This is a genomic window from Nocardia sp. alder85J (assembly GCF_020176955.2).
Taxonomy (GTDB): Bacteria; Actinomycetota; Actinomycetes; order Mycobacteriales; family Mycobacteriaceae; genus Nocardia.
Genome location: NZ_JAIUCZ020000017.1, coordinates 1 through 12,252 on the forward strand (window position 1 = coordinate 1; position 12,252 = coordinate 12,252).

The 12,252-nt window shown below is 67.8% G+C and carries 10 protein-coding genes; 2 read left to right on the plus strand and 8 right to left on the minus strand.

Translation table 11 applies throughout. From position 1 onward, the window contains the following. Nucleotides 1-75: 75 nt before the first annotated feature. Nucleotides 76-699: a hypothetical protein gene (locus LBW94_RS41165; protein WP_225056900.1), complete on the minus strand. Its 624-nt coding sequence runs from the start codon at nt 697-699 to the stop codon at nt 76-78. Nucleotides 700-1,349: 650 nt separating this feature from the next. Between LBW94_RS41165 and LBW94_RS41170 the strand changes: the two genes are divergently transcribed. Both LBW94_RS41170 and LBW94_RS41175 read left to right on the plus strand, forming a co-directional pair. Continuing rightward, on the plus strand, nt 1,350-1,994 hold the full coding sequence (locus LBW94_RS41170; protein WP_266273358.1) for an SRPBCC family protein: 645 nt from the start codon (nt 1,350-1,352) through the stop codon (nt 1,992-1,994). A gap of 154 nt (nt 1,995-2,148) precedes the next feature. Then, nucleotides 2,149-3,804: a thiamine pyrophosphate-binding protein gene (locus LBW94_RS41175; RefSeq protein WP_225056899.1), complete on the plus strand. Its 1,656-nt coding sequence runs from the start codon at nt 2,149-2,151 to the stop codon at nt 3,802-3,804. A gap of 33 nt (nt 3,805-3,837) precedes the next feature. Here the strand turns inward: LBW94_RS41175 and LBW94_RS41180 are convergent, their stop codons facing one another. The 7 genes from LBW94_RS41180 to LBW94_RS41210 all read right to left on the minus strand — a co-directional run bounded on the left by LBW94_RS41180 (nt 3,838) and on the right by LBW94_RS41210 (nt 11,036). Continuing rightward, nucleotides 3,838-4,848: a pyridoxal phosphate-dependent aminotransferase gene (locus tag LBW94_RS41180; protein ID WP_225056898.1), complete on the minus strand. Its 1,011-nt coding sequence runs from the start codon at nt 4,846-4,848 to the stop codon at nt 3,838-3,840. A gap of 14 nt (nt 4,849-4,862) precedes the next feature. After that, nucleotides 4,863-5,903: a 3-oxoacyl-ACP synthase III family protein gene (locus LBW94_RS41185; RefSeq protein WP_225056897.1), complete on the minus strand. Its 1,041-nt coding sequence runs from the start codon at nt 5,901-5,903 to the stop codon at nt 4,863-4,865. A gap of 53 nt (nt 5,904-5,956) precedes the next feature. Next, a complete protein-coding gene (locus tag LBW94_RS41190) occupies nt 5,957-6,520 on the minus strand; it encodes a GTP-binding protein (RefSeq protein ID WP_225056896.1) in 564 nt (187 codons plus the stop codon). 4 nt (nt 6,521-6,524) lie between these two features. Beyond that, entirely contained in the window at nt 6,525-6,917 is a 393-nt protein-coding gene (locus LBW94_RS41195) for a DUF742 domain-containing protein (protein ID WP_225056894.1), read from the minus strand. A 12-nt stretch (nt 6,918-6,929) separates the two neighbouring features. After that, on the minus strand, nt 6,930-7,334 hold the full coding sequence (locus LBW94_RS41200) for a roadblock/LC7 domain-containing protein (RefSeq protein ID WP_225056893.1): 405 nt from the start codon (nt 7,332-7,334) through the stop codon (nt 6,930-6,932). Then, nucleotides 7,327-10,293 (minus strand): sensor histidine kinase, encoded by a 2,967-nt coding sequence (locus LBW94_RS41205; protein WP_225056891.1) that lies wholly within the window; start codon nt 10,291-10,293, stop codon nt 7,327-7,329. Before LBW94_RS41205 ends, LBW94_RS41200 begins: the two co-directional genes overlap by 8 nt. A 101-nt stretch (nt 10,294-10,394) precedes the next feature. After that, nucleotides 10,395-11,036: a hemerythrin domain-containing protein gene (locus tag LBW94_RS41210; RefSeq protein WP_225056890.1), complete on the minus strand. Its 642-nt coding sequence runs from the start codon at nt 11,034-11,036 to the stop codon at nt 10,395-10,397. Nucleotides 11,037-12,252 lie beyond the last annotated feature (1,216 nt).

The following is a 12,252-nucleotide window of genomic DNA, read 5'->3' on the forward strand; positions in this document are numbered from 1 at the left end:
CCGCCGCGACCGGGCCCGCCCGGCGACCGGATTCGCCTCGGTGGACCGGGACCGCCGTGACGGTCCCGGTGGCGATCAGATGAGTTCGGGCACCCGCAGGTGGGCCAGCGCCAGTTCGAACTCCCCGACGTCCAGGATCTCCACGCCGGACTGCAACGCACTGCGCTCACGCATCGCGGCGGCGTCGCGGCGATTGCGAGCCATCGCGTCCGCGCTGTCGAAGGTCTCGGTCGCGACGCCGAGGCCCGAACCCCGGTCGACCAGCAGGCTGGCGCTCCCGAAACCCTCGAGTTGCTCCAGGCCGGGGACGGCGCGGTACCGGTAGTTCTCGATGGCCGCGTCGAAGCGGGCCGGGTCGACCCGGCCCCACGTCACCCGCACACACGCGCCCGGCCGGGTCCGATGATCGCGGTGCACCATCGCGATCTCCCATTCCTGGATCCCGGCCCGGCCGCGGAACACCTCGTGCGCGGCCCGCGCCCGGATCACCCCCACCAGGCCCTCGCTGTCGTACATGGTCTGCTCGGATTCCCAGGCGGTGGTCGCGATGCACCGGCCGGACTGCCGGTCGACCAGCAGCGACAGGCCGAAACATCCGGGAATGTCCGTCAGTGCGGGCAGCACTTCCTTGCGCACGTAGGCGATACCGGCGTCGATCGCCGACAGTTGCGCCTCGATGGTCGTCGAACGTGCGAACACGTTTCACCCCTTGCACTCGGGGCAGCGCCCGGCCGCGCCGCCGGTACTCCCAGCCTCCCCCGTCGCGCCCGCGCGGACAATACCGCGTTGCCAGGTGGTGACCCGAGCACACCCGCGCTCGGCGCGGTGCTCCCGGATCGGCGGCTTCGGCACCGACGATCGACACGCACACCGAGCGCGAGAGGAGGTGACCCATGACCCAGCTCCACGAACCCGGCCCCAACGGACAGTCGAACAACGAGAACTGGAACGAGTTCCCGACCGGCGACGGCGGTGACAGCGACGGCAGGATCTGATCACGTCTGCGGTGCGGCGCCCGGCGACCATCCGGCCGGGCGCCGCCGGAGCTGCTTCCGGATGGAAAGATATTCCCGCACAACGACATTCGTGCCGACGCCCGATGATCGACCTCGGCCCGGGCGCCGCGGCAATTCCCGGGAATTGATCACGGGCCTCGATCACCCGCCGGGAACCCGCAGCCGGGAAATGATGAGAGAGTGCGTACGGCAACCTCTTCCGGAATAATGCGGAAACCGTATCGATCGTTTCCGGCGATGCCGTCCCGGCCCTGGGAAACCGAATCCCGAAATCCGGCCACGGAAATGGTTTCGGGTCGCCGCCGGTCCGGTGGCCGCGTAGTCTGGGATATCGTGAAGATCGACGATCAGCAGCTTGCCGACATTCCCGATCTGGTTCGGGGAGAACAGATCGACATCGGCGAGGTGATGGTGCGCCTGGCGGCGACCACCAAGCCGTCCTACTCGTACGACGACGTATACGGCGAATATTGCACGGTGCAGGGCTACATCGATTGCCCGCCGCAGGACGCCTACGAGTATCTGGCGAATATTCATAGCCTCTCGGAATGGACGTACAGCACGCGCGATTTCGAGCCGACCGAACTGCCCGGCGTGTTCCGGGGCGTCGACACCCTCGGTGTCGACACCAACATCTTCATGAAGGTGGTCGCCAACGCGGAGGCCCGCACCGTCGACTACCACTGTGCCTGGGACCAGGGCAACGACCTCTGGATGATCTATCTGATGCGGGTGATCCCGGCGGAGCTGGTGCTCAATCGTCCCGGCTCCGTGGTGACCTGGACCAACTGCCGGCATCCGTACTACAACGAGAATCCGTATCCGCAGACCGCGCCGGAGACCCGCCAGGGCTGGGTCGGCGACATGTGGGGGATTTTCGGCGCCGGTCACACCATCGAGCTGAACAATCTCAAGTCCATTCTGGAGTACCGGCACCGGAACAATCTGCCGGTCGGGCCGCATCTGCTGGCGGACTGAGCACTCCCACTCCGCGCCGAGGTGCGCGCGGCCGCGCCGGTGGTGGTTTCGGCCACCACCGGAATTCGGGAATTCTCGAAGATGTTCGCATGACGTAACTTCGGGCGCGTATTCGCTCTTGAATCGGCGGCGCGGAGATGATCGGATACCCGGTATGGAAGACTGGCGGGTGGCCGAATATCTCGTACGAGCGTGCGCCGAGTTGGGGATTCGGCACTTTTTCGGAGTGGACGGCGCGAATATCGAGGACGTCTACGATGCGGCGGCCCGATCCGCCGAGGCCGGCGGGGCCGACGTCCGGGGAGTGGTGGCCAAGCACGAATTCGCCGCCGCGACGATGGCCGACGGATACGCCCGCGCCACCGGCGGGCTCGGGGTGGTGGTCGCGACCTCCGGCGGTGGCGCGATGAATCTCGTTGCCGGGCTGGCGGAGTCGTACACCTCGGGGGTGCCGGTACTGGCACTGGTGGGGCAGCCGCCGCGAAATCTGGAGGGCCGCGGCGCTTTCCAGGACACCAGCGGCCGGGCGGGCAGCATCGATGCGCTGCGGCTGTTCGGCACCGTGTCGCGGTACTGCGCGCGCGTGGAACAGGCGGACGAACTGCCCGCGCAGTTCGCGGCGGCGGTGGCGGCCGCGCGCGGCGGCGGACCGGCAGTGTTGTTGCTGCCCAAGGATATCCAGTGCGCTCCGATCGAGGCGCGGCCGCAGCGGCTCGACCCGGCACCGGTCGCCGGTGATCCGTCCGGTGTCGCCGCCGTGGCGGCGGCGGTGACCGCGGCGCGGGCGACCGGCAAGATCGTGGTGATCGCCGGTGACCAGGTGGCGCGCGACGACGCGCGCGACGCCCTGCGTGAGCTGGTCACCACCGTGGACGCCGTGGTCGGCGTGACCCCGGACGGCAAGGACGTCTACGGTGCGCACGAACCGGGTTATGCCGGGGTCGCGGGCACGATGGGCCATCCGGAGCTGGTCCGGATGGCACAGTCGGCCGCCTTGTGCCTGCTGGTGGGCACCCGATTGCCGGGTACCGCGCTGATCCCGCTCGGCGACGTCCCGCTGGCCGGTATCGGGGCGCAGCCGCCCTATCTGCCGGCCGTGCACGCCACCGCCGCCGATCTGGCCGTCGCACTGCCGGAACTCACCGCGGCGATCCGCGAAAGTGCCGGTGCCACAGGCAGTTCCGATGCGGTCGCCGAGCCGATCGGCGGCACCCGGTTGCAGCCGCCCGCGGCCGCCGGGCCGGGCCTGCGTTACCGGCCGGTCATGGAGGTCATCTCGGAGCTTCTCCTTACGGGCAGTGCGGTTTTCGCCGACGCGGGCAATACCGGCGCGGCGGCGGTGCACTACCTCGATCTGCCCGCGGACGGCCGGTTCGGGCTGGCACTGGGCATGGGCGGCATGGGGTACAGCTTCGGCGCCGCGATCGGCGCGGCCTTCGCCACCGGTCGCCCGACCTACGTCATCGCCGGTGACGGCGCCTTCCTCATGCACGGGCTGGAGGTGCACACCGCGATCGAGTACGCGCTGCCGATCACCTTCGTCATCCTCAACAACAACGCGCACGCCATGTGCGTGGTGCGGGAGCGGTTGTATCTCCGACATGCCGACGGCCGCAACCGTTTCGGGCGCGCGATGCTGGCCGAGGGGATGGCCGCGATGTTCCCGGGCCTGCCGTGTCACGCGGTGCGGGAGCTGAGCGGGTTGCGCACCGCGTTGACCGCGACCGGCGACGGTCCCCGGTTCGTGGCGATCGACTGCGATCCCGACGAGATGCCGCCGTTCGTGCCATTCCTCGCGGCGGACGCCTGATCGACGCGGCGCGGGCGGCCGGACGATGTCCGGTCAGCCCGCCAGCCGTCCGAGACTGGTGATGACGGCATCGTTGGCCACGCTGTCGCCCACCGTGATCCGCATGCCCGTGGCATATCGTTTGACCCCGATCTCCGCATGCTCGAAAGCACAGGTGATCCGCCGGGCCGCACCGATGTCGGGCAGCGGCAGAAACAGATGATTCGCGGAACTGTCCGGCACCTCGTATCCGAGTTGCCGCAGGGCCACCGAGAGCCGATCCCGCTCGTCGGTGATGGCCTGGATACGCGCGGTCAGTTCGTCCTCGGCGGCATAACAGGCCTCCACCGCGATTTCGGCGAGCATGTTCATGCCGTACGGCACCTGCCAGCGCGCGATACGGGCGGCGGTCTCCGGGGCGGCGAGCGCATATCCGACCCGCAGGCCCGCCAGACCGAATGCCTTCGAAAAGGTACGCACCACGACGACATTCGAATGGGCAGCCAGCAGCGCCGCGGTATCGATACGCTGATCCGACGGCGTGAATTCGATGTACGCCTCGTCGAGTATCACCGCTATCCGGCTGTCGATGCGCTCCAGAAATGCGGTCAGTTCACTGTTCCGCAGCCGGGTGCCGGTCGGATTGTGCGGATTACAGAGCACCACCACGCGGGTTTGCTCGTCGACCGCTGCCGCCATCGCGTCCAGATCCTGCATTCCGTCCGGCGTCAGCGGGACCGTCACCGGCCGGCCGCCGACCGTCTCGGTCAGCAGCGGATAGCCGTCGAACGTCGGCCCCGCCAGCACCACCCGGGCGACGCCGGATCCGCGCGGCCCGGCCCGGTGCAGGAAGGCCTGCAGGATGTGCAGGATCACGCCGGTGGCGCCTGCCCCGACCACGATCTGCTCGGGCGCACAGCCGATCCGCGCGGCGATGAGCTGCGGCAATCGGTGCGGCAGGAATTCCGGATAGCGGTTGGCCGAATTCAGCGCCTGCGCCAGGGCCCGGTACACGGACGGCAACGGGCCGTAGGGATTCTCGTTGAGTGCGAGCGGATATCGCACGGAACGACGCGTGCTCAGCATGCGGCGGTGTCGCGCGAGGAGAACCGTCCGTCCCACCGCACAGCGGCAGCGGCGGCGAAATCACCCGCGTGCGCGAAACCCGCGAACATGACCAGGGCCCCGTCCGGCACCAGCCCGGCGGTGACGGCATGGTCGAAGGTCAGCGGCATGGCGGCGCCGAAGAGGTTGCCACACTCCTCGAACGTGTCCGGGTGGCGCTCGACCGGCACCCCCAGCGACTCCCGCCAGTTCTGGAGAAATCTGCGGTTGGGCTGATTGGTGATCAGCAGATCCAGTTCGCCGGAGTGCACCGCGATCCGATCGCAGACCGTGCGCGCGACCTCGGGGACGATCTCGTTGCCGCGGCTGAGCACCTTGACGATGCCGGATTCGGTGAATCCGATGTGCATCTGGCCGAGGCCGGCCTGCCAGTGCCGCCGCGGCGGATCGGCGACCAGCGTCATATCCCCCGCGTACTCCGGCAGGTGCCGGGTCTCGATGTCGAGAATCGGGGAGTGGTCCGATTTCCGCAGCCAGGCGATTCCGGCGCCGTCGCCCGGAATGGCCGCCTGGGCCATGGGCCGCACCTGATCCTGGTCGAACAGTTGCCCGGCCGCATTCGAGATGTTCACGATGAGCGCGGATTTCGCCTCGGTGCTCGACAGGATCTGCCGGGCCAGTTTCATCGCGTGCACGAAACTGGCGCAACCGCCGTTGTGCAGATCGATCAGCCATTCCGGCGTGATGCCGAAACGGGCGGCCACCTCGCCGCCGTTGCCGACTATCCAGGTCTCCGGCAACTGGGTGTGCACGATCAGGACGTCCACCTCGTCCAGCAGATTCGCGCCGTGCCGTTCGAGCATCGGGGCGAGCGCCCGCTCGGCCATATCGGCCGGACTTTCGCCGGCGGCGACGTGGTGCCGGAAACGGGGCGGATTGAACATGACCGACGACGCACTGTCGGTGGTCTCGTGGAACCGGGTGAAATAATCAGCGGAAATGGGTTCTCCGGGCCGATAACTCGAAACATCGGCCAGACTTACGGTGACGCTCACGGTGAATCCTTCATCCGAGCTGATCGATCACGGTGCCGCTGTGGATCGACCCGTCAGGGAGTGCCTTCGAGGCGATCGAGCAGATGCTCGGTCAAGCCGAGCAGCAACCGTTTGCTGGAATCGCGACTGCGGGCGTCGCAATAGTGCAGCGGAATTTCTTCGTCGAGGTCCAGCGCGGCCCGCAGATCTGCTATGCGGTAGCGGTGCGCGCCCTCGAAGTAGTTGACTCCCACCACGAACGGCAGCTGCCGCTGCTCGAAGAAGTCGATGGCGGCGAACGAGTTGTCGAGACGCCGGACGTCGACCAGCACGACCGCGCCGAGGGCTCCCGTCGCGAGTTCGTCCCAGAAGAACCAGAAACGTTCCTGTCCCGGCGTGCCGAACAGATAGAGAATCAGGTTCGGGTTCACCGTGATGCGGCCGAAATCCAGTGCGACAGTGGTGGTCGCCTTCGATTCCACACCGGTCAGATCGTCGACGCCATCGCTCTTGTCGCTGATCAGTTCCTCGGTGGACATCGGTGCGATCTCACTGACCGAGCCGACCATGGTGGTCTTGCCTACACCGAATCCCCCGGCTATGAGGATTTTCGCCGAGGTGATCTTCGGCGGTGCCATGGTGTCAGAGTCTGAGAAGGCCATCACGTATCGCCCTTATCAAATCCGCGGTTTCGCGGTTGTTGTTGTCTGCGGCGGCTTCCGCCTGCGCCGAGCTGACTGTCAGATAACCGTCCGCGATCAAATCGCCGATGAGAATCCTGCTCACGCGCAAGGGAAGACCGAGCCTAGCGGAGATCTCGGCAATCGCCCGTGGTTTTCGCGCGATCGCAACAATCCGCTGGTATTCGGATTCCATCTGGCGCAAGCGGGCATCGGCGGCGCCCTCGACCGCCACCACGATCGTGATCATGCTCAGTTCGGGTGCGGAATCTTGGGTACGACCGCGAGTGAACCCGTACATCCGGACCAGTGGACCAGCTGCGTCGTCGTACCAGGAGTCCCGTTCGCGAACCATGGCGATGGTCGATCATCTGGTCACATTGCTGTGACGTGGCTTGGTGGACAGCCACGTACCCATGCGCTGCACCGTCAGATTCATCTCGTGCGCGACCAGACCCCAATCCGCGGAGGCCTCGCCGAGCACCGCGATGCTGGCGTTCACCCCCGCGGAGGTGACGAACAGCATCGCTTCGTCGAGCTCGACCATGACCTGCTGCAACTGGCCCGCCGCGAACAACCGTCCGGCGCTGGTGCCGAGACTCTGCAGGGCCGAGGCCATCGCGCTGAAGCGTTCGGCGTCCTCCCGCTCGATCTGCGCGCAGTGCCCGAGCATCAGGCCGTCGTTGGACAGCATGATGACGTAGCGAACACCGTTCAGGCGCTCCGCGAGATCGTCGAGAATCCAGTTGAACTTGCCATATTCTTCAGTCATTCCACTGTCCTTCCCCGTCGGTCTCGATCCGAGACCCGCCGGCGGGTACACCTGCCCGGCCGAGCTTGGTTCCGGCCTGTAGCGAGGTCCACAGGTCGGTGGGCCGTCCCTGCCCCGTGGGCCGGTCCCGCTGCCTGCCGATGCTGGGATGGACATCGGGCGCCGCGGGCGGCTGCGGGATCACCTGGGTCTGCCGCCTGCGCTGCGGCAGCGGCGGAGCCTCGTCGTAGGCCGGCGCGCCGGCGATGCTGTCGGACGGTCCGTCCACCCACATCTCGGCGGCCGCCTGGTTGCCGAACGAGGCCATCGCGCCGACCGGTTCGGGCTCCGGCACCACCGGCATCGCCACGGGTTCGCCGGGGGGCGTGCCCAGCTCCGGCGGTCCGGGCAGGCCGGGCTGCTGCCCGATCAGCCGATGCGACCAGCGCCGCAGCTCACCGAGATCGTCCTCGGTGGTCTCGTCGGCGTCCGGATCGGATTGGCCGTCGGCCACCAGGTCGTACGGAATCCGCACGACGCTGCGGATACCACCGAAATCGGATTCGGTCAGCCGCACCGCGACCTCGTGCCGCTTGGCCAGCTGCGCGACCACGAACAGCCCGAGCCGGGAATCCGAGGACAGCGCCTCGATGTTGAAGTCCGGCGGGTTGGCCAGCGTGTCGTTGAACCGCGACATCTCGCCCTTGGTCAGACCGACGCCCAGATCGGAGATCTCGACGATCACGGCCGAACCGCCCAGCTCACCGGTGATCTCGACGCGGGTCCGCGGCGGCGAGAAGGTCGCCGCGTTGTCGATCAGTTCGGCCAGCAGGTGGATGAGGTCGGCCACGGCCGAACCGACCACCGGCACCTCGGGCAGCCGGACGATGTGGACCCGGGCGTAGTGCTCGGTCTCGGTGACGGCGCTGCGCACCAGTTCCTGCAGCGGCACCGGATTGCGCCACTGCCGGCCGGGCTGCTCGCCGCCCAGGATGACCAGGTTCTCGGCGTTGCGGCGCTCCCGCGTGGCGAGATTGTCGAACTCGAACAGCATCTTCAGCGTGTCGGGATCGTCGTGCCGGTGCTCGGCCCGCTCCAGCAGGCCCAGCAGCTGGTGCATGGTCACCTGGCTGCGGTGCGCGATGTTGACGAAGACCGCGCGGACGCCCTGCCTGGTGTGCGCCTCGTTGACCGCGGCGGTGATGGCGGCCGTCTGCGCCCGGTTGAAGGCGTCGGCGACCTGGCCGATCTCGTCCCGGCCGAAGTCGAGCTTCGGCACGGCCTTGTCCAGATCGACCGGTTCGGAACGGCCGAGCTGTCCCATGATCGTGGGCAGCCGGGTCTCGCTGACCGCGAGCGTCTCCGCCCGCAGCCGGCGCAGCCGCCCGATCAGCCGCTGCGACAGGCCCGCCGCGGCGACGAAGGCGATCAGCGACAGGGCCAGTGCGGCCGCGCCACCCTCGGTGGCCTGCCGGGACAACCGGCTGCCCTCGTGGTCGGCGACCACACCGGCGTAGCGCAGGTGCGAGTTCCACATCCCGCGCAGCGCGGCGCTGACCTGGTCGGCCGCGTCCTGCCATTCGGCGACCGGGGGCATCGGCGGGGCCGTGGCGGCGTCCGCGCTGTCAGCGCCCTCGCTGTCGGCCGAGCCGTTCGCGGCCGAATTCCCGGACGACGACGTCCCCGAGGAGTTTCCGGAATTACCGGTCGACGAGGTTCCGGAGGCGCCCGATGGTCCCGAGCCCTGCTGGCCCGAGCCCTGCTGTCCGGCACCCTGCTGGCCCGAGCCCTGCTGGCCGGCGCCCGGAGCCAATCCACCCGGCGAGGCGTTTCTCGGCGCGGAGGTCCGCGGCGACGACGCGGTGCCCGAGGGCGCCGCGCCCGACTGTCCCGAACCCGGGGCGGACACGCCCGGCTGCGCGGTACCCGGCGAGGACACGCCCGGCTGCGAAGTGCTCTGCGCACCCTGCGGGGTGGCGCCGGCGCCCGCCGCGCCACCGGGACCGGTCGCACCTGTCTGCGTGGAGCCCGGGGCGCCCGTCGGGGCCGCGCCCGACGTGGATCCGCCGGGACCCGACTGTGTGGCGCCGGGAACGGAGGAACCCGGCTGTCCGGGTCCGGCGGCCGAACCACCCGGCTGCGTGGCGCCGGTGTCGACCGTGCGGCGGATCAGGCCGGACTCCACCGCACCCATCTGCCGCCATGCCGGACTCGACACCAGCGCTTGGTAACTGGCCATCTCTTCCGGGGTCAGCTCACCGATGCGATTGTCGAGCTCGTAGCGGTAGAACCCGACGAGCTTGCTGTACTCCTCCTGCTGGGAGGGGCTGAAGCCGCCGTGGAAGGCGCCCGCCGCGGCCAGCGTGCTGCTGCGCGACATCGCCTCGGCGGTCTCGAACAGGCCGATCTCGGTGTCCTGCTCGTTGGCCGCCTCGGGCACCTTGGCCGTACGCGCGGCCAGCCGTCCCGCGACGATGACGGTCTGGATGACCTTGTTGTAGTAGCCGTAGACCTCATCGGTCTGCGCCGCACCCAGATCGACCCGTTGCCGGATCAGCGGCAGTTGTCCGAACGTGCTCTGCATTTGCACGACGGCATCGCCCACGGAGCCGTGGAACAGTTTTATCAAATCGTTACCGGCGGCCATCATCGTGGGAATGGACGCATTGAGTCGCGCCCGTTCCGCGGGCAGATCCGCGGCCGCGGATTGATTGCCGGAGAGGACGAGCATGCTGGTGCGGCGTTCGTTTTGCACCGCCTCCACGAAGTCCAGCGCCGGTCCGGCCGTATGGTTGATTGCCGTGGACCAGGTCTGAATGGAGTCGGCCTGGTGCAAGAAGTATCCGGCTGTGCCGCCACCGACAATCAGCAGCGACGAGCTGGGTATGAGCGCTATCGCCAGAACGCGAAATCGTACGCTCGGCGTGATCCTGAACACGCGCTTGATGTTAGACATACTGACCACATCATCTGTTCCCATCCCTGAAAGGGATTGGGTAGCTGTCGGACTCGGGAATGGCTCGCACGAGCATACTCGGGTGTGCCGCGAAAAATAATGGTATGCGTGAGTTTTCGTACGGCTCAGCCGACGGTGCCGAGTGCAGCCTGCTGCTGCCGCTCGAGCCAGCCGCGGAACAGCCGCGCCATCGGCAGCGCCGGTACGCCGCCCAGTTCGTCCGGGCCGGCCACCGACAGCAGCCAGGCGGGCATGAACCGCAACGTCCACAGCGGGGCCGTCTTTCGCATGTGCGTCTCGAAGCCCTTCCACAGGGACTTGTCGATCGCCGGGGCGAGCCGTCCGACCAGCTCCGCCTCCTCGTCGGCGGCGTGGGCCACGACGCGCTCGTGCACGTCCATCGAGATGCGCGCGAGATCTGCTGCCGCACTGCCGCCTTCGCCCATCTCCAGCGCGGTGCGGTGCCACTCGGCGAGGAACTTGTCGAGTTCCTCGTGTTCGGCGGCGAGCAGCGCGATCGCCGCCTCGTCGGCGCCGGCCTTGCGCAGTCCCGGCCACAGGTAGTCGTTCTCGCCCTCGTGATGGTGGACGATCAGCGTGTGCACCCGGTCGACGTAACCACTCAGTGCGGCACCGCGGGTCGCATCCGGGGTCTCGGCCAGCCGGGCCGCGGCCGCCGAGATCCGGGGCAGGTCGGTCACCATCGCGCGGTGGGCCAGCAGCATCGTCTGGTGCCCGCTGGGCAAGCTGGAAAAGGACGTGCTCATAGCAGCTCCTGGAAAAATACAGGTGTGGTCACGACCTCCGCGCGGAAATACGGAGGCTGCCGAATACCGTTGCGGCGCAATGCTTCTCGATGAAATTGGTCGTCCGCACGCTCCGCTCGGTCAAATCATTGACAGACATTAACTCAGCCTCCCGACGACCGCCACTCCAACGCTGGGGACAGTTTTCTCGATCATCGGGCCGCCTCGGCGGCGGCCGTCTCGCACGTGCAGTCCGCGCCGCGATCGATTGCCGCCGTTGGGAATATCGCCGGAACCGCCCCACACCCCCGGCATTCGCCGACAACCCCGCTCACCTGCCGTTCCGCCATCGGTACCAGACGGAAATCTTCTGTCCCACCAGCGATCTCGCCGCCGTGCACCCCCGCCGGACCACCGTTGCGGCGCAGTCGAGCAAGTGCCGAGCAATGATCCAGCCCCCTGGACGCTACCGGCCGGAAGCGGTGAAACCTCTGTACAGCAGGGGCGGGACCGGCGGACGGGGGTACCGCGAACAGTCGGACCCCCGCCACGATCGTCGAGATGTCCGGCACCAGTACCGAATGTCCGATTTGACTCAAATCTATTGCAGCACTGGCTAACTCGGCGCACACCCGCGCGTCGAGCCGCCACCGACGCCCGCTGCCACACCCCTGACCGCGTCGGCCCCGGCCGTGAAAGTACTTCGAAATCTATTATGGTGCTGAATATTCCGAAAACGTCGCGCAATTGTTATCTATTTCCAATGTGACACTTCGGTTCCACGGTTATCAGATTCGACTTCGGAACCCTTGTGCACCAGAAGGTGTCGATCATCGCGAATCTTCAACGAACGGGGATCCGCACCGAGGCCGGTTGCATCCAGCTGGAAATACCGTGGCCCGCAAGCTCATCGAGCCGGCACGATCGGCCGACCCGGCGGCGTTCCGAAGATCGTTCCCGCCTGGGGCTTCGGTCCGGTAGGTCACGTAATGCACTGGTGCCCTTGCTATCCGGACGATACGGCACCGAACACGCTGGCTCCGAGGCAATCTCGATCCGACGAGAATTCCGGCGGGACAACCGCGCAGGCCACCCACCCTCGGCCGGTCCGAACGGCAGGATCGAAACTCGCACCGGCAGTGGACCGATCGCCGATCCCACCGCTCGCGGCGCATGCCCGCCCGTTCGGACGCCTCCCCGGCAATCGCGGAACCGAGCGCCTACCCGGCTTGCGGCA